The 24,933-nt window shown below is 40.0% G+C and carries 19 protein-coding genes and 1 rRNA gene; 12 read left to right on the forward strand and 8 right to left on the reverse strand.

The features are described from left to right. Positions 1 to 47: 47 nt before the first annotated feature. The 3 genes from AC1DVK_RS14820 to nagA are packed head-to-tail and all read right to left on the reverse strand — an operon-like array spanning position 48 to position 2,698. Positions 48 to 770, reverse strand: a complete 723-nt coding sequence (locus AC1DVK_RS14820; protein ID WP_410863004.1) for a GntR family transcriptional regulator — start codon at positions 768 to 770, stop codon at positions 48 to 50. A gap of 15 nt (positions 771 to 785) precedes the next feature. Continuing rightward, entirely contained in the window at positions 786 to 1,520 is a 735-nt protein-coding gene (nagB, locus tag AC1DVK_RS14825; protein ID WP_427088328.1) for a glucosamine-6-phosphate deaminase, read from the reverse strand. After that, positions 1,520 to 2,698, reverse strand: coding sequence for an N-acetylglucosamine-6-phosphate deacetylase (gene nagA, locus AC1DVK_RS14830; protein ID WP_477626783.1), 1,179 nt, complete (start codon positions 2,696 to 2,698; stop codon positions 1,520 to 1,522). Before nagA ends, nagB begins: the two co-directional genes overlap by 1 nt. Positions 2,699 to 3,001: 303 nt before the next feature. Here nagA and nagE point away from each other — a divergent pair, with 303 nt between their 5' ends. After that, complete coding sequence (gene nagE, locus AC1DVK_RS14835; RefSeq protein WP_317778534.1) at positions 3,002 to 4,912, forward strand: N-acetylglucosamine-specific PTS transporter subunit IIBC; 1,911 nt, start codon at positions 3,002 to 3,004, stop codon at positions 4,910 to 4,912. A 230-nt stretch (positions 4,913 to 5,142) separates the two neighbouring features. On the opposite strand, the gene AC1DVK_RS14840 is transcribed toward nagE, so the two are convergent. Continuing rightward, positions 5,143 to 6,876 (reverse strand): AAA family ATPase, encoded by a 1,734-nt coding sequence (locus AC1DVK_RS14840; protein ID WP_089363925.1) that lies wholly within the window; start codon positions 6,874 to 6,876, stop codon positions 5,143 to 5,145. 255 nt (positions 6,877 to 7,131) lie between these two features. Here AC1DVK_RS14840 and def point away from each other — a divergent pair, with 255 nt between their 5' ends. Beyond that, positions 7,132 to 7,710, forward strand: a complete 579-nt coding sequence (def, locus tag AC1DVK_RS14845) for a peptide deformylase (RefSeq protein WP_089363926.1) — start codon at positions 7,132 to 7,134, stop codon at positions 7,708 to 7,710. A gap of 45 nt (positions 7,711 to 7,755) precedes the next feature. Here the strand turns inward: def and AC1DVK_RS14850 are convergent, their stop codons facing one another. After that, positions 7,756 to 8,457 carry an SGNH/GDSL hydrolase family protein gene (locus AC1DVK_RS14850; RefSeq protein ID WP_477626784.1) on the reverse strand — a complete coding sequence of 234 codons (702 nt, stop codon included), beginning with the start codon at positions 8,455 to 8,457 and terminating at the stop codon, positions 7,756 to 7,758. 127 nt (positions 8,458 to 8,584) lie between these two features. Next, positions 8,585 to 10,099, reverse strand: a complete 1,515-nt coding sequence (locus AC1DVK_RS14855) for an MDR family MFS transporter (protein ID WP_089363928.1) — start codon at positions 10,097 to 10,099, stop codon at positions 8,585 to 8,587. A 129-nt stretch (positions 10,100 to 10,228) separates the two neighbouring features. Here AC1DVK_RS14855 and AC1DVK_RS14860 point away from each other — a divergent pair, with 129 nt between their 5' ends. The 9 genes from AC1DVK_RS14860 to AC1DVK_RS14900 all read left to right on the forward strand — a co-directional run bounded on the left by AC1DVK_RS14860 (position 10,229) and on the right by AC1DVK_RS14900 (position 22,780). Next, positions 10,229 to 10,702, forward strand: a complete 474-nt coding sequence (locus AC1DVK_RS14860; RefSeq protein ID WP_477626785.1) for a MarR family transcriptional regulator — start codon at positions 10,229 to 10,231, stop codon at positions 10,700 to 10,702. A 196-nt stretch (positions 10,703 to 10,898) separates the two neighbouring features. Continuing rightward, positions 10,899 to 11,744, forward strand: a complete 846-nt coding sequence (efeO, locus tag AC1DVK_RS14865) for an iron uptake system protein EfeO (RefSeq protein ID WP_089363929.1) — start codon at positions 10,899 to 10,901, stop codon at positions 11,742 to 11,744. Further along, entirely contained in the window at positions 11,745 to 13,031 is a 1,287-nt protein-coding gene (gene efeB, locus AC1DVK_RS14870; protein WP_477626786.1) for an iron uptake transporter deferrochelatase/peroxidase subunit, read from the forward strand. A gap of 87 nt (positions 13,032 to 13,118) precedes the next feature. Continuing rightward, the gene (locus AC1DVK_RS14875; RefSeq protein ID WP_477626787.1) at positions 13,119 to 14,873 is read left to right on the forward strand and encodes an FTR1 family iron permease; all 1,755 of its coding nucleotides are present in this window, start codon (positions 13,119 to 13,121) and stop codon (positions 14,871 to 14,873) included. 622 nt (positions 14,874 to 15,495) lie between these two features. Then, positions 15,496 to 15,867 carry a MerR family transcriptional regulator gene (locus AC1DVK_RS14880; RefSeq protein WP_250211735.1) on the forward strand — a complete coding sequence of 124 codons (372 nt, stop codon included), beginning with the start codon at positions 15,496 to 15,498 and terminating at the stop codon, positions 15,865 to 15,867. Positions 15,868 to 16,063: 196 nt separating this feature from the next. Beyond that, a complete protein-coding gene (locus tag AC1DVK_RS14885) occupies positions 16,064 to 17,362 on the forward strand; it encodes a hemolysin family protein (RefSeq protein WP_477626788.1) in 1,299 nt (432 codons plus the stop codon). Positions 17,363 to 17,682: 320 nt separating this feature from the next. Next, on the forward strand, positions 17,683 to 20,487 hold the full coding sequence (locus tag AC1DVK_RS14890) for a response regulator (protein WP_410863973.1): 2,805 nt from the start codon (positions 17,683 to 17,685) through the stop codon (positions 20,485 to 20,487). A gap of 32 nt (positions 20,488 to 20,519) precedes the next feature. After that, complete coding sequence (locus AC1DVK_RS14895) at positions 20,520 to 21,353, forward strand: CheR family methyltransferase (RefSeq protein WP_061461165.1); 834 nt, start codon at positions 20,520 to 20,522, stop codon at positions 21,351 to 21,353. Positions 21,354 to 21,637: 284 nt separating this feature from the next. Next, positions 21,638 to 22,780, forward strand: coding sequence for a PP2C family protein-serine/threonine phosphatase (locus AC1DVK_RS14900; RefSeq protein ID WP_477626789.1), 1,143 nt, complete (start codon positions 21,638 to 21,640; stop codon positions 22,778 to 22,780). 101 nt (positions 22,781 to 22,881) lie between these two features. On the opposite strand, the gene AC1DVK_RS14905 is transcribed toward AC1DVK_RS14900, so the two are convergent. Next, complete coding sequence (locus AC1DVK_RS14905; RefSeq protein ID WP_081108663.1) at positions 22,882 to 23,052, reverse strand: CsbD family protein; 171 nt, start codon at positions 23,050 to 23,052, stop codon at positions 22,882 to 22,884. A 74-nt stretch (positions 23,053 to 23,126) separates the two neighbouring features. Then, on the reverse strand, positions 23,127 to 23,885 hold the full coding sequence (locus AC1DVK_RS14910; protein WP_061461167.1) for an alpha/beta hydrolase: 759 nt from the start codon (positions 23,883 to 23,885) through the stop codon (positions 23,127 to 23,129). Between the two features lie 909 nt (positions 23,886 to 24,794). On the opposite strand from AC1DVK_RS14910, the gene AC1DVK_RS14915 reads away from it, so the two are divergent. Continuing rightward, positions 24,795 to 24,933: ribosomal RNA gene (locus tag AC1DVK_RS14915) — 16S ribosomal RNA — on the forward strand; the annotation flags it as partial.

Raw genomic sequence — 24,933 nt, forward strand, 5'->3', positions numbered from 1 at the left:
AATAGACTCTAGTGATTGGCCCTTCTGTATATCAAAAATATTTAAGATTATCTGGATATAGTGATAGTGAACTTATACCTGTCTGCACGATAAGCCGATTTAACATATTCAAGAGGAGTTCCATCTATTAAAAATGTATTCCTTTGAATGAATAATATGGGTGAGTCCTTTGGGATCGCTAAATGGGTCACTTCCAATTCAGAAGCAATCGCTGATTCCAATGTTTGTGAAGCATAGTCTATTTTAAGTTTAATGTAATTCTCCACATACTGGTAAAGGGAAAGGTTAATGATTTCTTCCGTTAGTCCTTTAATTAAATTAGCAGACATGTACACGGTCTCGAGTGCCATTGGAACATCATCTGCCAAGCGAATGCGTTTTATTTCATAAACGGGAGCATGAAGGGAAATGTGCAATTCACTGGCAATTTTCTTATTAGCCGGAATGATTTCAAAGCTCAGCAGCTTACTGCTTGGATTTAACCCCCTGGCTTTCATATCCTCTGTAAAGCTGGTCAGCCCATTGAGCTGCTGCTCCAACTTCTTATCGGCGACAAAGGTTCCCCTTCCTTTTTGACGGTATAAGTATCCGTCATTCACCAAATTATTTATGGCTTGCCGGACGGTCATCCGGCTAATTCCGAATTGCTCGGCATATTCGCGTTCAGATGGAAGGGCATCGTGCGCTTGGAACTCACCGTTTTCTATTTGTCTTTTTATTTGTTCTTCGATTTGAAAATAAATCGGAAGAGGTGAGTTTTTATCAATCATCGACTTTCGCTCCTTTTAGGGTATTATCACTCCGGATAACGCTTTTTGGTCTGCGATAATTGTAACATTATTATGTTTTTTTAGGATAGATGCAGGGAATTCCTCTGAAATGTCACCGTGTATCAATTTCTTCAAGGTTTCGGCTTTTTCTTCACCAGATATCAACAGCAGAATTTCTTTGCTTTTCATGATTGTTGAAATGCCCATCGTAACGGCATGTGTAGGAACTTCGTCTATGGAATCGAAATAACGTGCATTCGCTTGACGCGTGGATTCTTCGAGTGTCACGACATGTGTACCTGATGTGAAGGAAGTTCCAGGTTCATTAAAACCAATATGGCCATTTTGCCCAATGCCAAGTATCTGAAGATCGATCCCTCCGACGGAATCAATCATTTCATCATACCGTTTACATTCTCCGTTGGTGTCATCTGCTGTGCCATTTGGCAGGTGAGTGCGCTCTTTATTTATATTGATGTGAGTGAATAGGGAGTCATTCATATAATAATGATAACTGTTTGGATCATTTGGTTTTAAGCCGATATACTCGTCAAGATTAAAAGACGTTACATGTTCATAAGAAGTATGATTGCGCACATGATCTTCAATCAAATTATCGTACATTCCTTTAGGGGTACCGCCTGTTGCAAGGCCCAATTTGATATCAGGATTTCCTTTGACTTTTCCGATCACTATTTCTGCGGCTGTCCGGCTCATTTCCATGTAGTCCTGCACTTGTATGATATTCATTATACATTCTCCTTTTTAAAAGCTAAATTTCCTCTGCAGAACGTCATTTCAACGTCCAAGCGGTCATTCAATATTACAAGATCGGCGTCTTTGCCGACCTGGATGCTTCCTTTTCTGTCAAAAATCCGAAGTTGTTTGGCAGGGTTTTCCGCCGTCATTTTTATAATGTCAGTCATGGAACAATCGGTATATTCCATTGTGTTCTTGATGGCATCGTTCATTTTCAATATACTGCCGGCTAGTGTACCATCTGAAAGCGTTGCTTTCGTTTCGTTAACATACACAGGCTGACCACCTAAATCATAGGTTCCCTTTTCAAGCCATTTGGCACGAAGCGAATCCGTTATCAAGATCATTCGTTCGCTGGTAATTTGGTTATATGCCAGCTTGATCATTTCCGGCCTGCAGTGAATGCCGTCAGCAATAAGTTCAACATATAGCTCGTCTCGAAGATAAGCAGCTCCCAAAACACCAGGTTCACGGTGATGGAGTCCCCGCATCCCATTATAAAGATGTGTAACGTGGGTAGTCCCTGCTTGGATTGCTTCATAGATTTGGTCATATGTTGCATCTGAATGTCCAATGGAAGCGACGACACCAGTTGCCTTTAAGTGAGCGGCAAGATCTAATCCGTTTGGTTGTTCAGGAGCAAGCGTTACAAGCTTGATTTGATTTTCGGCCATTTCCTGCCACCTTTTAAATAGAGTGACATCAGGGTCAACGATATGCTCTTCAGGCTGTGCTCCTTTACGGACCGGTGAAATGAAAGGACCTTCTAAATGGATTCCAATTATTTCAGCGTGTTCTTGAGATTGACTTTCGATATATTTACCAGCATTAAGTAGTGCTGATTCAATGGCTTCGGTAGTTTGAGTCATTGTAGTGGCCAGAAAGCTGGTGGTTCCTTCTTTGGGAAGAGTCTCTGCCATTGTAGATAATGCTTCATGTGTGGCATCCATTGCATCGGAATTGGATGCCCCGTGGATATGAATGTCGATGGCACCGGGAATTACCTGGTAATCTGATGAAAGAGTGATTACTTTAACATCATCGTCATGTTTGTATTGGTTTACTGGCCCAACTTCGGCAATTTTTCCATCCACGACCTTAATGTACCCATTTTTGTATGTTTCGTTTTCGCTATGAACAATCAGATCATTAATAATGAATGTTTTCATACATAATCTCCTTTGTGAAAGTAAAACTTAATGAATGAGTCATGAATTGGTCTCTTGTATTTTGCCCTCATTTTATCGTTTTTATTAATAGTTGTCTAGACCAGTTAAGGGGTAAATGATGATATTTTTCTCTTATATTCTAAGAATATAGTATATTTCCAGATAAATTGGTATAGACATCTATATCTTTTCTGTGCTAGTATAAGCCAAAGAAAAATTATTCTATTGACAAAATGAAAACGCTTTATATGTCTTGTCATTCTGCTGAATCAAAAGATGTTAGGAACAAGGGAGATGAGTTAGATGTTAAATTTTCTACAAAAAATTGGGAAAGCTTTGATGTTGCCAATTGCTGTTTTACCAGCAGCAGCTTTATTGCTTCGGTTAGGGCAACCGGATTTACTTGATATTGCATTTATGGCTGCCTCGGGAAAAGCAATTTTTGATAACCTTGCCATACTGTTCGCTTTAGGTATAGCGATTGGATTATCCAAAGATGGGAGCGGTGCTGCGGCATTAGCTGGTCTTGTTGGTTACTTTGTTTTGACGAATGGTACACAAGCGATTAATAAAGATATCGACATGGCTGTATTAGGAGGTATTATATCAGGTATAGTTGCTGCCTTCCTATATAATAGATACTCTGAAATAAAACTCCCTGAATGGCTTGGATTCTTTTCAGGGAAACGATTTGTTCCGATTATCACATCTCTGGCGATGATTTTACTTGCGGGAATATTCGGTTTTGTATGGCCTCCTATTCAAGATCTAATCAATAACGTCGGAGACTGGATTACAGGTGCAGGAGCTTTAGGTGCAGGAGTATTTGGCGTATTGAATCGCTTATTGCTTCCAGTAGGTTTGCATCACGTCCTGAATAGTATGGTATGGTTCGTATTTGGTGAATACAATGGAGCGACCGGTGATATAAACCGTTTCTTCGCAGGTGATCCAACTGCTGGACCTTTCATGACTGGTTTTTTCCCAATCATGATGTTCGGCCTTCCCGCTGCAGCATTAGCGATGATTGCAGCTGCTAAGAAAGAGAAACGTAAATTGGTGACGGGGATGCTGCTCGGGTTAGCCTTCACCTCGTTCTTAACAGGAATCACTGAACCGATTGAATTTCTGTTCATGTTCATCGCGCCAGTGTTATATGTAATACATGCCTTATTAACCGGGGTCTCTTTGGCACTTGCTGTTATTTTGGATATTCATCACGGTTTTGGATTCTCCGCAGGAGCCATTGATTATTTCTTGAACTTTGGCATTGCGCAAAAACCACTATGGTTAATACCGATTGGCTTAGTATACGCTGTCGTTTACTTCGTGATTTTCTATTTTGTCATCAAGATCATGGATTTAAAAACACCTGGCCGGGAAGATGATGAGGAAGATGTGGAAGAAGAAACTATTGTGAAAACAGGGGATAAATATACCGATATGGGATCGCTTTTCATTCAAGATCTTGGCGGTAAAGAAAACATAAAGCTAATTGATAACTGTGCAACACGCTTACGTTTAGAAGTTGCCGATACAGGTAATGTGAATGAAGCCGCCTTAAAAAGGCATGGTGCGCGCGGTGTAATGAAATTGAATAAATCAAGTGTGCAAGTCATTGTTGGAACGAATGTTGAATTTGTGGCAAATGCGATGAAACAACTTGTCAAGAATGGCGTCGATCCAATTCAAGTGAAAACAGGTCCATCTGCACAAGTGGCAGAGGAAAGAGTGGAAGAAAACCAAACTTTGGGGGCAAATGACTTTGTCCTTCCAATCGAAGGAACCGTTTTGCCGATAGAGCAGGTTCCCGATCAAGTATTTGCGATGAAAATGATGGGTGATGGCTTTGCTATCGAGCCAGTCAATGGGAAACTAGTATCACCAATCGATGGGGAAGTGCTTAGTATCTTCCCAACAAATCATGCATTGGGATTGAAAATGAATAATGGACTGGAAATTCTGATCCATGTTGGCTTAGATACAGTTAAATTAAATGGAGAAGGCTTTACATCTCTTGTGCAAGAAGGTCAAAAGATAACAAAAGGAACACCTCTTTTGGAAATTGATTTAGATTTCATAAAACGGAATGCTCCGTCTACGGTCACTCCTATCATATTCACTAACTTACCAGAAGGAACGGCAGTGAAATTGCAAAAGGCAGGGATCCAGAAACAAAACACACCAGGTATCATCCAGTTGGAAAAACTATAAAGTGATAGGTGCAAACCTTGAAAAAGGGCTGTCGACAATGTCGACAGCCCTTTTATATGCTGAAATCCACTCACAGAGAGTGGACGGAATTTCCTTCTGGTTAATTTCCCCTTTCCTCACTTCTTAGCTTTACGGGTCGCCTCCGAATATGATCAAAAAAAAGAGCCTGTTCGATTCAAACAGGCCCCAAACACAGAGTAGGTTTTAAAACACTCCAGCAGAAAATAGTGTTAAGCATTCGAGCATACGCTGGTTATTTCTGAAGCATCAACGATACGCTGAACTTCTGATCCATCGAGTGTCTCTTTTTTCAATAACTCATCAACGAGCTCATCATACTGTTGGCGATTCGTATCAATCAACATTTCCGTTTCCTGAATCGCTTTGGTGAATAATTCCTGCATCTTTTGTTCCTTCTCACCTTTATTGAAAGTGAGGGTAAATCCATCTTGAAGCATTCCCGTATCGACCATTTGTTCAAGTAGATGTTTCGCCTGCTGTACATCTCCGCCTACACCAATACTGTGTTCCCCTAAATACATTCTTTCCGCCACGCCGCCCGCTAAAATCATTTTGACTTGATCAAGCAATTCGCTTGCTGTAGCTAGATGTAGTTCTTTTGGTATCGGCGCTACATATCCAAGGGCTTCCCCACGAGGAATGATGGTCGCCTTTCGAACAGAACCAGGCTTTGTCAAAGCTGCAATCAGGGCATGTCCACTTTCATGAATGGCCACACGCCGCTTCGTATCCACATCATTCAAAGTACGTGATGTGGCTCCAAGTATCGTACGGTCAATGGCATAATCAAGATCCTGTTTACGAATCATATCCTGTTCATTCCTCAGTGCATGACGTGAGGCAGTATCGAATAGAGCACTTAAGTCAGCACCGGAGAAACCGGATGTACTTTCAGCCAATTCATCCAAGGAGGCAAGGACATCCGTTGCCAAATGCTTTCCCTTCGAATGGATATCGATGATTTCCTTTCTTCCTTGTGTATCTGGGAGTGGAACTTGGAAAGAGAAATCGATCCTGCCCGGACGTAGAAATGCCTCATCGAGCATATCTTTCCGGTTGGTCGCTGCGATGAATAAAATGCCTTCATTTGGATGGCCTCCGTCCAATTGCACAAGCAGTTCAGTTAACGTTTTTTCGCCTTCTTCCCCGCCATGAGCTTTCCTTTTGCCGGCCAACGCATCCACTTCATCGATGAAAATGACAGCTGGCGATTGCTTACGTGCATTTTGGAAAAGACTGCGGACACGGGCTGCACCGACTCCAACAAACATTTCGTTGAAGGCCGAACCGCTCGTAGAGAAGAAGTTTGAACCAAGCTCTTTTGCGATTGCCTGGGCAAGCAACGTTTTCCCCGTCCCAGGGGGGCCGTATAATAAAATGCCTTGAGGCGGCTTAATTCCAATCTTTGCTGAACGTTCAGGTTCTTTTAGTGTAGTGAGCGTCTGTAGGATTTCCTGTTTGATTTCGGTTTGCAAACCGCCTACATCATCCATGGTTATCTCTGGTAGAGGCTTAGGGGTGGAAAGGCTTTGTTTCTTGCTGCCGATCCGTAATCCACCTTTTGATCTTTTCTGTATAATGACACCGGTTGCGACGAGAGCCGCCAACAATCCGCCTAGAATCCATATTGCTGATTTATTAGTTGATGAAAAAGAATATTGAACGTTATATGTTTCGACAAGTTTATTGATCATTTGACTGTTGGGAGGAATACTAGAAACGTATTCTCCATCTGGTGTGGAGATGTGAAGAGTGCCATTCTTTTTTTCTTCAATGGTGACAGGGGCTCCATTTTGAGCTTTAATCGTCTTTTCTACAGAAGAAAAAGGAATGACCATTTCCTTTGACTGTGTAACAACATACCAACTGATTCCAGCAATTATCACAATGAAAGCCGTCAAGAACGGCAGCAACTTCGAAACAAATTTAGAGTTCGAATTCAATTTTTCATCTCCTTTAAGAATATATATTCAGTATAGAATTTTTAAACGTTTAATATATAGGTCTTTGTACCCTAAAGTTAAGGTAAATAATGTTAGAGTAAGGAAATGAAATTCATTATTGAAAATTTTAGTAATGGAGTCCAGGATTTAGGTAAATTTATTCTAACCTGCTTATTAGACTTTTTAAATGCGAAATGCTAAAGTGAAATGGTCTAAGTCATGAAAAAATAAAATGGTAGAAGAGTGTGAAGTTCTATGAGTAAATTTATAAAAGACTATATGATTACGATGAAGGATATCGTTAGAGAAGGAGATCCAATTCTGCGTCAGGTAACGGATGAAGTTAGCCTGCCGATTTCGGATGAAGATCGTGAAACGTTGGAATGCATGATGCAATACCTTAAAAATAGCCAGGACCCAAAACTCCAAAAGAAGTACAACTTGCGTGAAGGCGTTGGGTTGTCTGCAAATCAGATAGGCTTGAATAAACGCATGTTCGTCATGTATTTTCCAGACGAAAAGGGGAAGCTGTTTGAATATGCCCTTGTGAATCCGAAAATTATCAGTCATTCTGCCACAATGATCTATTTACCGCAAAGTGAGGGCTGCCTTTCTGTCGATCGTGATGTTAAAGGATATGTACCGCGTTATGAACGGGTTAAAATTAAAGCGGTGGATGGTAATGGTGAGGAAATAGAGATGCGGCTGAAGGGCTTTGCTGCAATCGTTTTTCAACATGAGCTAGATCATTTGAACGGGATGATGTTTTATGACAGGATCAATACCGAGAACCCTTTCAAGCTTCCGGAAAACGTGGAAGTGAAAAGTCTATAAAAACCAAAAAAAGGCAAAGCGCCATGCTTTGCCTTTTTTTCTGTTTTATGGCCGAGGAGCTATTTCCACTGCCATATGCTTTTGTAAATCATAGAATATGGCCATGCTCATTTGCTGATACCCTTCGGAAGTGAGGTGGATGCCATCATCACTAATCAAGAGACCCAAGTCGCCGGAGGATTTAATATGGGAACGGACATCAATCAAAGGCACCTTAAGATCTTCTGCAAGGTTTTTCAATTGGCGATTATACATCCCATGCCAATGTTCAATACCTCCGACATGGGAAACGAAATGCCCGATCGAATGCCCGAATTTATCAGCGATGGATCTGTAATACCTGGCAGGGTCCAAAGGTGGGAGAGTTAAAAGGAAAGGTGTTACATGCTCGTCCTGAACCTGCTTGACAAGTTGTGTGATATTTTCCAGATAACGTTCGATTGGAACGATGGGCTCATGGTTACCATCTGGATTCTTGGCTACTTCTTCCCAATGGAAGTTACAGTCGTTTCCACCGACCTCTATTAATACGATATCGGGATTTTCCGACATCACGTCTTTCTCGATCCGGCTAACCAACAGGTCGGAGTTGTCATTGAAAACCCCTTTATTCAAAACTTCCACGAATGGCAATGATTCTGTAAGCTTAGCTAAAGAGTTCGGATAATTTTCTTTAATAATGCGAAGCCGTCCCTTAACATAAGAAATGCCTCTGGTTAAACTGTCACCAAAACATACAATCTTCAAACTTCTCACCTCGGTATGTGAATGTGTTACTTATATTTTAGTAGTAGACTGATTTTTCGGTAATTTTCACCTCCTAAATAGAAGGAATGAAAATAAATAAAAAGCGCTGGAAGTCCAGCGCCTTTATTTATTTTAATGATTCCTCATTTGAAGTTGTTTCCACTCTTGTTTTTCCCATAAAGAACACAGTGATTGCTGCAAGACCAATCGGAATGAGGGCCAAGGTGAATATTAGTGAAATCGAATCGGACATCGCATGAACGATTTTATCCAGGACAAAGTCCGGAATCTCGGCACGTGCGTCCGATTGGAAGAGTTGACGTGGGTCCTTGATTAATCCGGCTGTATCCGGGCTTTCTTGCATTCCTTTAAATGCATCCGCCATTTTACTTGTGAACACATTGTTCTGAATCGCTCCATAAATCGTTACACCGAGTGTCATCCCAAAAGAACGGAGAAATGAGTTTGTTGAGTTGGCCGACCCCCGGAATCTTGGTTCCAAATTGTGAATGGAGGCAATAGGCAAAAGGGAGAAGGAAAAGCCCATGCCAAACCCCGTCAGAATCATGTATAAAGTTAATAAAGTCCTGCTGGTATCAGGAGTAATGGTCCCTAATAAAAGCATACCCGAAAAATAGCAGATGACGGAAATCGTCATTAAGTTGCGAAAGCTTGTCTTTGTATTGAATATCCCGCCAATTGCACTGCCGAATACCGAACCGAGCATCATAGGGGTGAGGATCAATCCGGCATTTGTTGCGGAACCACCGTAAACCGCTTGGACGAAAATCGGAATATAAACGGTTAAAATAATGAATGTACCGCCATAAAGAATGGCTAAAATTTGAGAAGTGGCAAATAATCGCCTTTTAAACAGCCATAATGAGATGATTGGATCCTTTGCCCTTTTTTCGAAAAAGAAAAAAGAAATGAAGAAAACCACAAAGCTAGCAAACAGACCTATGATAGGAGATGAACCCCAGCCATACTCTCCGCCCAGTTCGAGAGCGAACATTAAGCTGATAACGGCAATGACGAGAGTTGCTGCACCACCCCAATCAATTTTTTGCTCTTGGGTGTTGGCTGACTCCTTGTAATATTTCCAGATAAAAAATAAAGAGATGATTCCAATCGGAACATTGACGTAGAAAATCCAGTGCCAGCTGGAATATTCGGTAATATATGCACCTAAAAGCGGTCCCAATACGCTGGAGGCCCCAAATACAGCACCAAAAAGCCCTGTCAATTTTCCTCGTTTCTCAGGTGGGAAAATATCGAAAATGATCGTAAAGGCGATGGGCATCAAAGCTCCTCCGCCTATACCTTGGATGGCACGGAAGATACTTAACTGTACTATGCTCTGAGCCATACCGCATAAAGCGGAACCGATTAAAAAGACTATGAGTCCAAAAATAAAAAACCTTTTTCTACCATACATATCGGAAAGCTTACCGAAAATCGGCATACTTGCCATCGTGGCGACCATATAGGCAGATGTCACCCATACAAACTTATCGAACCCGCCTAAATCGGAAACGATCGTTCCCATTGCAGTCGCAACAATCGTATTATCCATTGCTGACATCAAGATACCCAATAATAAACCGGCAACAATGAATCTTTGTTTTTTTTGATCGTTCATTTATTTTCCTCCTTCGCATCAACCAGCTCATGAATTTCCTTTACATGGTTGAAGGGTAAACGTTAAGATGAAACAAAACATTTATCTTGAAAATCAAGATAAATTCAAGTGTAAAAGGGGTGGCATTTTATGTCAAGCGATTATGGGGTGAATGCAGCTCTGTTAGAGAGTTTAACACACAGTTTGCAAAGGTATGGAATGAGATCCGTTTTATTTCAACAAAACATGGCTCAGAAAATAGGGGTGTCCCATACGGATTTAAAGAGTGCGGAAATATTGAATGAAACAGGACCAATAACCGCTGGAGAACTATCCAAAATTACAGGATTGAGTACGGGCTCGGTTACGGCACTGATCAATCGCCTTGAGAAATCCGGTTATGTTAAAAGAGAACGAGATCATATGGACGGAAGACGGGTAATGATTGCACCGATATCCGAAAGACAGGAACACATTAAATCACACTATCAATCACTCTCTATGGCCACCAAAGATTTATGTTCCGCTTATAATGAGCAAGAGCTAATATTTATCAATCAATTTGTTGAGGACATCACAAAAATCATGGACAAAGAAAATGACAAGTTAATGAGTGAGCGTTAGAGGTAGTTGAAAGAACACTGCCTTTTTTTATTTTTAGCCGCTGTAAGCTTTTTATATACGGAAGGGAAAAGGTAAAGTGGGTGGATTTTTTCGATGAGAATGAAAAATGTCGCATTTTCATTAAAATATATATTGATAATGATTTTCATTATCTGATAATATGAACCTACAAATCATTTCTAAGGGAGAATACAATATGAAGAAAGCAAAGGCGACATTAGCAGTCTTACTATCAACAAGCCTATTATTTGGCTGTACGCAGAAAAAGGAAGAAACTAAGCCCGCAGATGATAACGCCAAAGAAGCGAGTGCGAGTAAGCTTGATGATGTATCTACCGAGTACAGGGAATATGCAATTGGTGAAATAGAAGAGTTCGTAAACGCAACGGAAGAATTTACTACGGCGGTATCTTCCGGAGATATTGAAAAAGCGAAGGAAGCATACGCACCAGCCCGCATGCATTATGAGAGAGCGGAACCGATCGCAGAAGTATTTGGGGATCTTGATCCGAAAATTGATGCGCGTAAAGGGGACGTCAAAGATGCAGACTGGGGCGGTTACCACCGGATTGAAATGGGGTTATGGGAAGAAAACACAACCAAGGGGTACGAAGGGTATGCAGATCAATTAATGAGTGATGTCAATTTGCTTCGTGCCAAAGTTGAAACGGTTGAGGTCACACCTGATTTATTAATTACGGGTGCAGTGGATTTATTGAATGAAGTTTCTACCAGTAAAGTTACAGGAGAAGAGGACCGATATTCTCATACGGATTTATATGATTTCGTTGCAAATGTAGAAGGGGCAGAAAAGATCTATGAACTGCTTACGCCAGCGCTGAAAGAAAAGGATCCGAAGCTTGCTGCGGAAATCCAAAAACGTTTTGACGATGTATACGGCTTGCTTGAAAAGCATAAAGAAGGAAATGGCTACATCTCATATACGGATTTAAAGGAATCTGAAGTCAAAGAGTTGAGCCAAGCAATTGATGCATTAGCTGAACCACTTTCGCAAATAGGGATTGTAACGGAGGAATCATAATTGAAAGAAAACACGCCAAAAGATGAAATTGGTATTTTTACAAAAAAAGTAAGTCGTAGAAATATGTTGAAAACGGCAGGAGTCGGTGGAATCGGAGTCGCGATAGGAGCATCTGGATTTGGAGGACTGCTGACTCTTTCTGATCAAAAGGCAAAGGGGCAAACTAAAGATATTGTCCCATTTTATGGAGCGCATCAGGCTGGTATCACCACTGAAGCGCAAGATAACCTTTATTTTGCATCATTGGAAGTAACGACAGATAATAGGTCTGATTTAATCCAGCTGTTTAAGGATTGGACAGAGGCTGCGGCTCAGATGACAGCAGGAGATTTAATTGGTGAAGCATCTCTTAATACAAATATGCCTCCAAAAGATACGGGGGAAGCGAAAGAATTATCACCTTCCAATTTAACGATTACTTTTGGAGTGGGTCCTACCCTATTTTCGAAAGATGGGAAAGATCGATTTGGTTTGAAATCGAAACGACCTGCTGAATTAAAGGACCTGCCCAAATTCCCTCTAGATGCATTGGAAGAAGAATGGAGCGGTGGAGATATTTGTATTCAAGCATGTGCAGATGATCTTCAAGTGGCTTTTCACGCTGTTCGGAATTTAGTGAGAATCGGGAGAGGGAAAACAATCATTCATTGGGCACAGACAGGTTTTCAACGGACTAAGCAAGCCGATTCACAAAAAACGACACCGCGAAACTTATTTGGGTTTAAGGATGGGACTGCCAATCCGGATAAGAATAATAACAGTGAAATGAATGAGCATGTTTGGGTAAAGGCTGATGACGGGCCTGACTGGCTTATTGGAGGTAGTTATATGGTGGTGCGCCGAATTCAGATGTACATTGAAGTTTGGGACCGCACAATATTGAAAGAACAAGAAAATACGTTTGGCCGACATCGGGACAGTGGAGCTCCGCTAGGAATGAAGAATGAGTTTGATAGCCCTGACCTGGAAGCTAAAGACCCAAATGGAAATCGGATCATTCCCAAAGATTCGCATATGAGTCTATCTAGGGGGGACGGAAAAGCAAAGATACTGCGACGTCCTTATTCATATGCAGATGGAATGGATCCTAAAACAGGAAGCTTCAATGCGGGCCTGCTATTCATTTGTTTTCAGCGAAACCCAAGTAAACAATTTATTCCCATACAGGAGCGACTAGCGAAAAATGATAAGCTCAACGAATATATCGTTCACAAGGGCAGTGCCATGTTCGCCTGTTTACCAGGTGTGAAAAAGGGTGGCTATATTGGGGATTCCCTTTTTGGATAAATTGAATTACAAATGAGGACGTGAAAATCGCCAGCATGGATATTATCCGGGTTGGCGATTTTAGTTCATGAAAAAGGAGGGAACGGTATGACCGTTTCTAAATGGAAGAGTGGGATATTGGTTCTAATAGTCAGTCTTTTATTTCTTTCATCTGCTGTAAGGATCGTTTCGGCGGGTGAAAACCATGATCAGCTTTTTGTTTATATTGGCGATAGTTTAATGAAGGTAAAATCCGGGGACCTTAAGGAAGTATCGAAAAATATTGATCTATTCGAGAAAGAATGGAAAACGATAAAAACGGACAGTGAAAGTGCGGTGAAAGTCGACGAGCAACTATCCGCTGTAAAAAGCGCTTTGAGAGAACAAGCCTCAACAGATGAAATCAAAAAGCGGCTATCGGCTTTATCAAGTACTCTTGTTACATATGATACTAATGAAAACCCAGTTGACAAGACGGACCATAAAGAAAGGTTACAAGCGATAATTCCTTTAATAGATGAGTTGGACGCAACGGTAACTAAAGGTGACTTTGATCAAGCTAAAGTTCAATATACGAACCTGCTGAATCAATGGACCGACGCAGAGGTCGTTGTCAGGGAGAAAAGTATAGCTACATATGGTGAAATTGAAACAAGTATGGCCTTTGTACGAATAGCGATTACACAAGATCCCCCAGATTCGGAAAAAGCCAAAAAGAATCTAATTGAATTGAAGGGTTTAATGGAGGATTTCCTTGCTGGTAAAGTTGAAGAAGGAAGCCAGAAGAAGACCTATTCACTTGGGGATGTAACGCAACTCTTACAAAGTAGTGCAACGGATATTGAAAAGGATGACATCGATTCTGCCGTTGATCAGTTAAATGAAATTTTAACAATTTGGCCTAATGTCGAAGGGGAGGTCTCCACAAGGGACAGCAAGCTTTACAGCGATATGGAAACGAAAGTCCCTACCGCAATCAGCCTATTGCAATCGAAAAAGGTAAAGGCTGAGGAAGCGAAGGGAATCGTATCCGATTTAAACTCAAGGTTACTCCCTTTGATTGATGATACGAGTTATACAACATGGGATGCCGCTCTGATTCTTTTACGGGAAGGATTGGAAGCACTCTTGATTGTGGCTACATTATTGTCTTTCCTAAAGAAAATAGGGCAAGCGGACAAACAAAAGTGGATTTGGACAGGGGTAGGTGCAGGTTTAGTTGCCAGTTCCATATTGGCGGTCATAATCAATATCGTTTTCTCTCAGGTCACGGCTGCGTCGAGCCGGGAATATATTGAGGGAATCACTGGGATAATAGCTGTATTGATGATGTTGACAATTGGTCTGTGGCTTCATAGTAAATCGAATGTCCATGCATGGAACCGTTATATCAGCAAGCAAATGAACCAAGCCATTGCAACGGGAAGCATCATCTCTTTTGCTTTAATCAGTTTTCTATCCATATTCCGTGAAGGTGCGGAGACCATTATCTTTTATGCTGGAATGGCTCCATATATGGAATTAAAGCAGCTGATGAGCGGGATTTTCCTTGCCTTCCTCATATTAGTGGTAATTGGATTCATCATGTTACGCTACAGTGTAAAATTACCGATGACCCTATTCTTTAAAGTCGCAACGATACTCATATATGCCTTGGCTTTCAAGATTCTTGGGGTCTCTATCCATTCGCTTCAGGTTTCGCAAGTGATACAGACAAATACGATCAGTTCCTTCCCATTTGTAGAATGGATAGGTCTCTATCCAACAATGGAAACGCTGGTGCCGCAAGTTGTTTTAATTCTTTTAATCGTATTGGCGACCTATTGGGTTAAAAGGAGTAATTCTTTACATGCAACTGAATAAAAAAATGGGACTGACGTATGTCAGTCCCATTTTTAAAGAAGACCTAAAAGTCCCACTCCTAAAGGAATCACCAAAATCCATATTTATCACTTGTGAAGTGAGATGCTTATAAAATAAGTGATAAAAATGCAAAATCACCCTATAGTTTATAATGATTTTAATATAGTATTGATTATCATCAATGAAGTAGTATAATAGGTATAACAAGCAGTTAAAGCGAGGAGGACAGTATAAATGGTAGCAAAAGTCTGTGAAACATGCGGAAAACCAATAAAAAGGCTAAAGCATTCTTCCCTATGCCAATGCGGTCCTAAGATATTGAGCAATCAATTTTCAGTTAAAACAAAAAAATAGAATCCATGGCTTAAATCATAAATTAAACCGATTATTCAATTAATCGGTTTTTGTTTATCCATGAAGGGTAAAAATGTGAATAAAACAATATTTATCCTTTCATCCAATTAAAAATATTTTTCATTTCAATAAAAATAATGTACGATTAGAGGATAGAATAAAACGTCATGGCGGAAAAGACATATGTTCAGATTGTCTAAACCATCACGTTACGGTTTGGAGGGGTTATATTGGGAACGAGACATTAAAAATTGGCGAGTTGGCGGAAATGGCGAATGTTACAAAACGAACCGTTGATTATTATACGAACTTAGGCCTGCTTAAAGCAGAGCGTTCCGCCTCTAATTACCGCTATTATTCGGTAGGTGAACTTGAAAGGCTCCGCAGTATCGAGGGATATAAAAGAAAGAACCTTTCATTGGAAGACATAAAAGATATATTTAAACAGGAAAAGGAAGTCGCATCCGCAATTGAGGAAACAGGTCTTCAACTGAAAAACAAAATGGATGGCCTGAACGAAGAACTTCAAGAAGTCATCAGCTTGATTAAAAAAGACGAAAAAAATGAGCTTCTTCTAAAAAAACAGATTTCCCATGAAAGCATGGCCTTGATCCAATCATTACTAGTGTTGCTGGTATGATTAAAATTTATTCCCTATTATTTTGTGTGCAAAGGTGCATATTAACGATATAGGCTAAATGGTTTTGGTTCATGTTAAGGCGAAAATCGCTTTTGAAACGAATAAACCCATTTATACAGGAGGTGCTTGGGATTAAACCGTGTATGTCTAATCCAAATGTTAGAAGGATAGGCACTTCATGGTGAACCCGCACATATTGGAGATTTTTATAAAATTATTAGCAGTAGCTGTACTAATAGCATTAACCGCATTTTTCGTTGCATCGGAATTTGCAATCGTGAAAGTCAGAAGTTCCCGAATCAATCAGTTGATTGAAGAAGGGCATAGAAATGCACTTGCGGCTAAGAAAGTGACGACCCATATTGATGAGTACTTATCTGCCTGTCAGTTGGGGATTACAGTAACTGCCTTAGGTTTGGGGGTATTGGGTGAACCGACAGTTGAGGCGATTTTAAGACCATTGTTCAATAAATGGGGATTAGAGGAATCGGTAAGTCATATCATCTCTTTCGTAATCGCATTCGGTTCTGTAACATTCCTTCATGTTGTAGTGGGGGAACTGGCACCAAAAACAGTTGCGATCCAAAAGGCAGAAGAGGTAACCTTGATTTTTTCAAAGCCGTTAATTCTCTTTTACCGGATTTTGTACCCATTTATTTGGTTACTGAATGGTTCTGCCCGTCTCCTAACTGGCATATTCGGATTAAAGCCTGCTTCTGAGTCCGAAATGGCCCACTCTGAAGAAGAACTGCGCATCATTTTATCGGAAAGCTATAAAAGCGGTGAGATCAACCAGTCGGAATACAAATATGTAAACCAGATATTTGAATTTGATGAGCGTATTGCGAATGAGATCATGGTTCCTCGTACGGAAATGACCGTTATCGAAAAGGGCATGCCTTTATTGGAAGTTGTTGAACTTATTCAAGAAGAACAATACACAAGGTACCCAGTCATAGACGGTGATAAAGATAATGTCGTGGGAATGGTCAATATCAAGAGACTTTATACAGCGACGATTACGGAGGAAAATGTAACAGAACTGACGGTGGATTCCTTTGTAACACCTGTCATCCGTGTTCTTGAAACGATCGCCATTCATGATCTGCTGCTGAAAATGCAGAAGGAACGGATTCATATGGCGGTCTTGACTGATGAATATGGCGGAACTGCCGGCCTTGTTACGGTTGAAGACATCCTTGAAGAAATCGTTGGGGAAATCCAGGATGAATTTGACCAGGATGAACGTCCGCTTATTCAAAAAATTAATGAAGGACATTATGTTTTCGATGCAAAAACATTGGTTGAAGACGTCAATGATACCCTTGCAATCGATTTGCCAGAGGAAGATATCGATACATTAGGCGGATGGTTCCTGACAGGCCGATTTGAGATTGCGGTCGGGGATAGAATTGAATATGCCGGATATGAATTTACTGTAAAGGAAATGGCCGACCACCATGTTTTATATGTGGAAGTGAAGAAAATTCAATAACAGATTCCCAACAAGAGCCGAAGGTGAAAACTTTCGGCTTTTATTATGAGTAAATACGGATTGGCCTTTTGGTTATAACAAAGGAAAAGAAAGACTCCCACTTAATTGGAAAAAGGAATACATTTTTAAAAACACTGGAGGTAACCATTTTAGCTATGAAAATGTTAAAATGGAGTCTGAGCAATGAATCTATCTATCATTTAGTAAATTAAAAGCATATAAAGAAAAATCCTAGTGATCCAAATGATAGTAATAAGATGTATTTTGCAATGCCGTTTATTTCTGGATGATTATAAAATTGTATGAAGGTGGGCGGGGAAATGGGTTTTAGGAAGAAGCAAATGGTGGGATTCGGTTTAATCTTACTTTTCTTGGCTATTTTACTTTCTTTTATGATGGTTACGCTTAACAATTTAAAGAGTAGCATGACGGAAATAGTTGAAAATCGCTATGAAAAGGTTCAAGCTTCGATGGAAATCCGTCAGCTGTTTTCTAGGTCGGACCGTGAGATTTTGTTTGCAGCGAATGATGCAAATAAAGAAGAAAGAGCAGAGAGCCTTGAAATCATCAATGAGAATCATAGTTTGATTGAATCAAAAATTGCAGGTTTATCAGGCAGTTTACAGAGGGTGAAAGCAAAACAATTATTGAAAGAGTTTGAAACTCAATATGCTTCTTACTCCATAACTGAGGCTGAGATCATCCAAAAGATAAAATCGGGAAACTCTTCGGATGATCTTTCAAACTTGATGGACGATCAAAGGGAAAAACGAAAGAAAGTCATCAGTACGATGGATGAATTTAAGGATTACCAAGAAGGTGTCATGAAAGATACCTTAAGTAATTCGAAACAAACTTATGAAGATATGATCAGTTTTGTGATTTTTGCGGTCATTCTCAGCATTTTGGTTATTTCCGTAACGGTTGTTTGGATGATTCGCAGTACATCGAAAGATCTGCAATCCATTACGAAAGTCATCAAAAATATCGATTTTAAAAATTTATCGGTCGTACCAAGAATTCCGGTTCGAACTACTGATGAAATTAGTGATATAGCGAGATCGTTCAATGATATGGCGGAATCGCTTGAGGCCTATAATCGAAAAGAGAAAGATTTCACTGATAAGATCAGTGAACAGAACTGGATCCAGACCCGCGTTGCAGATATAGCTACCATGTATCAGCGCATTGTTGATGTGGAAGTTCTGGCTGACCGATTCATTACGAGACTTGCACCGATGATGGGAGCTTCAATTGGAGCTTTTTACCTCAAGCGGGGTGAGGGTGAGGACATGCGTTTTGTTAAGCTTGCCAGCTTTGCAGGAGATGGTGAAGACTCAGGCAGACGTGAATTCCGTATGGGCGAAGGTTTGATCGGACAATGCGCCCTTGAAAAGAAATCGAAAGTCATTGACGATATCCCTGAAGATTTCCACTTGGTTACAACGGGATTAGGGGAAGTCCATCCGAAAAGCATTGTCATTGCGCCAGTGGTTTTTGAGGATGAGGTTGTGGCGATGGTTGAATTGGCAAGCTTGGAGGCCTTTACGAAGTTGCAAAAACATTTCCTGAACCAGGTTCTTGATACTCTAGGCATCACGATTAATAATGTAGAGGGCCGGATGGAAATAGAGCGTTTATTGCAAGAATCACAGGCACAAACCGAGGAGTTACAGGCTCAATCGGAAGAATTACAATCACAGTCAGAGGAAATGCAAGCCCAATCAGAGGAACTGCAAACACAGGCTGAAGAGTTGCGGATGATTAATGAACAATTAGAAGAGAGAAACCGTGAAACGGAAGAAAAATCAAAAGAGCTTCAAGTCGCAAAACAAAACCTTGAAAAACAAGCCGAAGAATTAAAGTTAAGTTCAAAATATAAATCGGAGTTCATGGCAAATATGTCCCATGAATTGCGGACACCGCTCAATAGTATTCTGATTTTATCAGAAATGCTTTCCGATCCAAATGATAGTAAATTAACTGAAGAGCAACAGGAATTCGCTCGTGTCATTAACTCATCAGGGCAAGACTTATTAACGTTGATCAATGACATTTTGGATTTATCAAAAGTTGAAGTCGGAAAGCTCGAAGTGGTCTTTGATGAAATGAATATGAGTGAACTTCCTGAGTTATTGCACCGTAACTTCGATCATGTAGCCAAGAAAAAGAACATTGACTTTATAATAGAAAAAGATAAAAATGTTCCGGATATTTTCTTTACGGATGAACAGCGCTTCCAGCAAATTTTGAAAAACCTGTTGTCCAATGCATTTAAATTCACAGAAAAAGGTTATGTGTCCGTCCAAATCAAAAAAGCTGATGAAGAAAATGTAGCACAATGGATACAGACAAAAGGAGCTAGCAATTGGGTTGAAATTAAGGTGAAGGATACTGGCATCGGAATTTCAAAAGAGAAGCAAAAACTTATCTTTGAAGCATTCCAGCAAGGTGACGGAGCTACAATGAGAAAATATGGCGGTACAGGACTTGGGCTATCGATTTGCCGGGAGTTTGCCAAACTTCTGGGAGGCTGGGTGATTGTAGATAGTGAAGAAGGGCAAGGCAGTACCTTTACTTTCTTTATTCCAAGCATGCCAGAGGGCTTCAAAAATGTAGACGAAGCAATAGCTGCTTCTCCGGAAGTGGCAGCTGCTGCTAACCACGATGATTCTGCCGCGCCTTTTGGCGATCAGGAAGAACCGGATGCAGGTATGATGGATGAAGAAGATCGGGATAAGGCCAAACCATTCTGCAATAAAACAGTACTTGTCGTCGATGATGACCACCGCAATATATTTGCACTGAAAAATGCCCTGAAGCATGAGGGGATGGAAATCCTTACAGCGGAAAACGGCTACGAATGTTTGGAACTCCTTGAAAAAGGTAACGATATAGATGTAATATTGATGGATATCATGATGCCAGGCATGGACGGTTACGAAACGATGACCAGAATTCGCGAGCAAAGTAAGTTCGAGAATCTTCCAATCATCGCGCTAACGGCCAAAGCGATGAAAGGCGATAGGGAAAAATGCCTGAAGGCTGGCGCTTCCGATTATGTCAGCAAGCCATTAAAATTAGATCAGCTGTTATCCGTTCTAAGAGTATGGCTGACTAATTAATTGATTGATAGTATGGGTAAGGAAGGTTTTGCATGAAGGATACTTTAACGATTGAAGAAAGAGAAGATATAGAAATCGAATTATTGTTAGAGGCCATTTATTCCGTTTCTGGCTTTGACTTTCGCAAGTATATGCGTTCTTCAATTAAAAGAAGAGTTGAAAATAGAATGAGACTGGATCATATTCGCAGGATTAGCGGAATGATAGAAATGGTTTTATATGAAAAAGGCTATGTCGAGAAGCTTTTGAAGGATTTTTCAATAAATGTTACAGAAATGTTTCGCGATCCGGAATTCTTTAAAGCTTTTCGTTTGAATATCGTTCCGCTTTTGAAAAACCTTCCCGAAATCAGAATATGGCATGCTGGTTGTTCGACCGGTGAAGAAGCCTTTTCCATGGCGATCATCCTCAAGGAAGAAGGACTTTATGATAAGGCAAGGATTTATGCCACTGATATGAATGATGAAGTCCTCAGTCATGCGGAAAAAGGAATATTACCATTAAATAGAATGCAGTCTTATACAAAAAACTATCTGCATGCTGGCGGTAACCAAGAATTTTCGGAGTATTACACAACCGATTATCAAAATGCCTACCTTGATTCGAGTCTCCTTAAAAACATTGTGTTTTTCCAGCATAATTTAGTTACTGATGGTTCGTTCAATGAATTTCATATCATAATGTGCCGGAATGTGATGATTTACTTTACCGGTGAATTACAGACCTATGTTAATCAGTTGTTTTATGACAGTCTTTGTAAAGACGGTTTCCTTGCAGTTGGCAGTAAGGAAACACTTCATACATCATCCTTTTCGGAAGATTATGAGGACTTTGACTCAAAGGAACGGATTTATCGGAAATTGTAAAAAGAAAGAGTACGCATATTTGCGTACTCTTTCTTTTAATTTATAGGGATATACTATATTTTCCGCTTTTTTTGCATTTCTATGTTTATGGTGTCGGAAGAAGGGGTATAAACAATGAGTTGGTCTTCATTTTATATTCGTTGTCGTGCTTTATTATTATTAAAAGAGACTGAACTTCGTTATAATATAATGGGAAAATACTTGTTATGGGAGCTTTATTAAACTGATCCATATTATAAAGATAAATGTTGCCGCTCGATATAAGCCAAAAGGGGAATGAAAGAATGAGGATTCTAATCGTAGATGATAACCAGGTTAACCTTTTCGTTATAGAGAAAATTCTAAAGCGAGCAGGCTATACGGACTTTCTATCATTAACTTCAGCTGTTGAGATGTTTGAATATTTACAGGTGGATAGTCCGCAACCTAAAGAGACTTCAGTTGATATCATTCTGCTTGATATTATGATGCCGGAGATCGATGGGATAGAGGCATGCAGGAGGCTTCAAAGTATTCCTCACCTTAAAGATATACCGGTTATTTTTGTGACCGCTCTTGAAGATTCAAACAAGGTGGCCGAGGCACTTGATGTGGGCGGTATTGATTATATAATGAAGCCTATCAATAAAATAGATTTACTTGCGAGAATTCGCGTGGGTTTAAGACTTAAATATGAAAAAGATTGGCATAAAATGCAGGATGAAAAAATTCGCAACGAATTGGATCTCTCCATGCAGGTTCAAAGCAGTTTATTAAGTGAGCCCATTAGAAATGATCACTTAACTATAAGAGCATCATACTTACCTGCGAATAAATTGGCAGGGGATATGTACTATTGGCACCGTATTGATGAAAATCGGTATGGGATCATCCTGTTGGATATGATGGGGCATGGCATTTCCGCCTCACTTGTGTGTATGTTCATTTCTTCAGTTTTGAGAGATGCCATCAGGACACATACTGATCCAGTGGCAGTCATAAACGAAATGAATCGCTGGATGAGTACCCTTAATAAAGAGGACAATCTAGTGCATTATTATTTTACCGCGATTTATTTGATCATTGATACAGAGCAAAAGACAGTGGAATATGTGAATGCTGGACATCCTCCAGGCTTTGCTTTAATAGATGATGGAAAAGTGGCATCACTTTCAAAAGGGACATGTCCAGTTGGTTTCTTTACCGAGATGAAGATAGAAAAATCCATCATTCATTATGAAGGGAAGATTCAGCTTATGCTATTTACGGATGGAGTCATGGAAGCTATTGATCGGGAAGGGACAGAAGGGCTCAGCCAAATAAAAGAAGCGGTCTCGACGAGATGGTTAGATTGTAAAGAAACTCCCCCTATTGATTTTTTGATGCCCCCGAAAATGCAGCAAGATCAACCGGATGATATGTGTGTTGTAATTATTCAAGCAAATTAAAGAAGGAAGAGGCGGCAGATTATCTGTCGCCTCTTCTCTATATAAGGGGGGCGAGAATGTTCGTTAAGAGTATTGAGTGAATAATGTACCCATCTATTGCTTCAACGGTTATTTTTCAATTTACTAATGTTATCCTGTAAATTGCCTTTTAATTTATCGACTTTACCTTCTGCTTGTAAGTGAGGATCATTTTTCGCGTTTCCGACCTGGTCTTTCGTTTCACCTTTAACCTTATTTACAGTACTTTTTACTTTGTCTGATAAACCGCTCATTATGTTACCTCCTTTTTCTTTATATACTTTATATACCCATGAAGTGTATGGGTAAACCCAATTTATAAAGGAGGTTAAGAAGCGATTGTTGCCCTTTTATTTTGCTTTTGAATGAATTGACATGACCGTTCAATGATATGATCTTTATCATGATCCAACGAGGCCACATGATATGAATTTTCAAGGGGCACCATTTCCTTATCGCTGGACATGACAGTTTCGTAAATTTGATAGGAACATAGGTCTGGTACAACGTGATCTTCTGGAGAATGGAAGAGGAGTATTGGGCACGTAATGTTTTTAAGTAGTTGACTGGTATGTTCCATTATATCGAGCAATTGATTAATCGCTTTTGACGGAACTTGGTCATATGTGACTTCTTTGGTCGTATCATCTTTTATGTCTGGTTTGCCTTCAGGAATGAAGCGTGGAACCAATTGGTTACGGTATATTTCATATTCGGGAACTTGAAGAGCGGCATTGATGGTTAGAATCCCGTCACAAGCCACTTTTGTCGCTAAATCCAGGACAAGAGCTCCTCCCATTGATTGGCCAATAGCGAATACTTTGGTGCAGGTTCGCTTTAACTTTGCATAGGCCATTTCAACATCTTGTATCCATTCTTGATAATGGCTCGTTTCCATTTCACCTTCATTCGTTCCGTGGCCTGCCAATCTGGGAGCGAAGACAGTAAAGCCTTTGGCAGCGAATTTTTCACCTAAATACCTTACGCTTTGTGGTGTTCCATTAAAACCATGGCAAATAAGGATACCGATAGAATTGCCGGGTAAGAAAAAAGATTCCGCACCTGGTATTACCATTGCTGCTTTCATATTCCCATCTCCTTTTAGCTATATAGTTATGTTTAATTAAAAGTTAGCTTGTAAAAGTATAAAATTAACTATTCCGATTATTTTACTTGGTTATATATTAACATGATGGAAATTGTGAAGTCAATTTGGTTATATTCCACACTCCATTATTCATTAGATTTAGATGTCATTCATAAAAACGATATACAGGAGTTTATTAGGCTATTATATGTAGTATGGATGTTTACAGAGGAGTTCTGAGTTTTTTTGTCGAAAACCCTATCTGTTCTTTGCAAAACTTTTCCTCTGAGGAGAAAGACCGACAGGTATACTGGCAAGACATTCAAGAATTAGGGAAAAAACAATGAATATTCGAGGGGATAGGGGGTAGTCAATTTAATTAAACAGCTGAAGGAGCTCTTTTTTACACTTTACATCCCTGCAGGATGATAATACACAATCCACAAAGTAATTATGTATGGTTACATTTCTTTCTATTTATATAAGTACTGTCATGGAATTGTTTAAACTTTAGAAGCTAATAAACTGTGCACTCAAACAAATATAATAATATAGAGGAAAAGCGTTGACTTTAARGTGAAATAGGATTAATATAAATAAGCACCAACTAAGACAAACGAAAAACTTCATCCGCTTTTGGCAGATTGCTAGAAGAAAATAATAACTATTGACTTCTTACTATGAAAATGATAAGATGAAATGGTCGCTGAAAAACACAGCGATTTAAAATAAGTTAAAAACTTCGCAGAAGTTGACAACTAATCAATAAAGTGTTATGATGAATAAACAAGCCGTTCGRAAGAACGATTGTGAAAATTGCTCTTTGAAAACTGAACAAAACAAAGCGCCAACGTTAAATTTTAAGTGAGCACACACTATTAAAAAAGCAAAATGAGCAAGTCAAACATTTCTTCGGAGAGTTTGATCCTGGCTCAGGACGAACGCTGGCGGCGTGCCTAATACATGCAAGTCGAGCGAATCGATGGGAGCTTGCTCCCTGAGATTAGCGGCGGACGGGTGAGTAACACGTGGGCAACCTGCCTATAAG

The sequence above is a fragment of the Peribacillus sp. P4_B1 genome, assembly GCF_056402395.1.

Excerpts from the sequence above, each read along its gene's own strand:
- nagA (WP_477626783.1), bottom strand. The coding sequence starts at position 2,698 with ATGAAAACATTCATTATTAATGATCTGATTGTTCATAGCGAAAACGAA.
- AC1DVK_RS14895 (WP_061461165.1), top strand. The coding sequence starts at position 20,520 with ATGAAGGATACTTTAACGATTGAAGAAAGAGAAGATATAGAAATCGAA.
- AC1DVK_RS14880 (WP_250211735.1), top strand. The coding sequence starts at position 15,496 with ATGGCGAATGTTACAAAACGAACCGTTGATTATTATACGAACTTAGGC.
- AC1DVK_RS14905 (WP_081108663.1), bottom strand. The coding sequence starts at position 23,052 with ATGAGCGGTTTATCAGACAAAGTAAAAAGTACTGTAAATAAGGTTAAA.
- nagB (WP_427088328.1), bottom strand. The coding sequence starts at position 1,520 with ATGAATATCATACAAGTGCAGGACTACATGGAAATGAGCCGGACAGCC.
- def (WP_089363926.1), top strand. The coding sequence starts at position 7,132 with ATGAGTAAATTTATAAAAGACTATATGATTACGATGAAGGATATCGTT.
- AC1DVK_RS14900 (WP_477626789.1), top strand. The coding sequence starts at position 21,638 with ATGAGGATTCTAATCGTAGATGATAACCAGGTTAACCTTTTCGTTATA.
- AC1DVK_RS14820 (WP_410863004.1), bottom strand. The coding sequence starts at position 770 with ATGATTGATAAAAACTCACCTCTTCCGATTTATTTTCAAATCGAAGAA.
- AC1DVK_RS14910 (WP_061461167.1), bottom strand. The coding sequence starts at position 23,885 with ATGAAAGCAGCAATGGTAATACCAGGTGCGGAATCTTTTTTCTTACCC.
- nagE (WP_317778534.1), top strand. The coding sequence starts at position 3,002 with ATGTTAAATTTTCTACAAAAAATTGGGAAAGCTTTGATGTTGCCAATT.
- AC1DVK_RS14855 (WP_089363928.1), bottom strand. The coding sequence starts at position 10,099 with ATGAACGATCAAAAAAAACAAAGATTCATTGTTGCCGGTTTATTATTG.
- AC1DVK_RS14890 (WP_410863973.1), top strand. The coding sequence starts at position 17,683 with ATGGGTTTTAGGAAGAAGCAAATGGTGGGATTCGGTTTAATCTTACTT.
- efeO (WP_089363929.1), top strand. The coding sequence starts at position 10,899 with ATGAAGAAAGCAAAGGCGACATTAGCAGTCTTACTATCAACAAGCCTA.
- AC1DVK_RS14875 (WP_477626787.1), top strand. The coding sequence starts at position 13,119 with ATGACCGTTTCTAAATGGAAGAGTGGGATATTGGTTCTAATAGTCAGT.
- AC1DVK_RS14860 (WP_477626785.1), top strand. The coding sequence starts at position 10,229 with ATGTCAAGCGATTATGGGGTGAATGCAGCTCTGTTAGAGAGTTTAACA.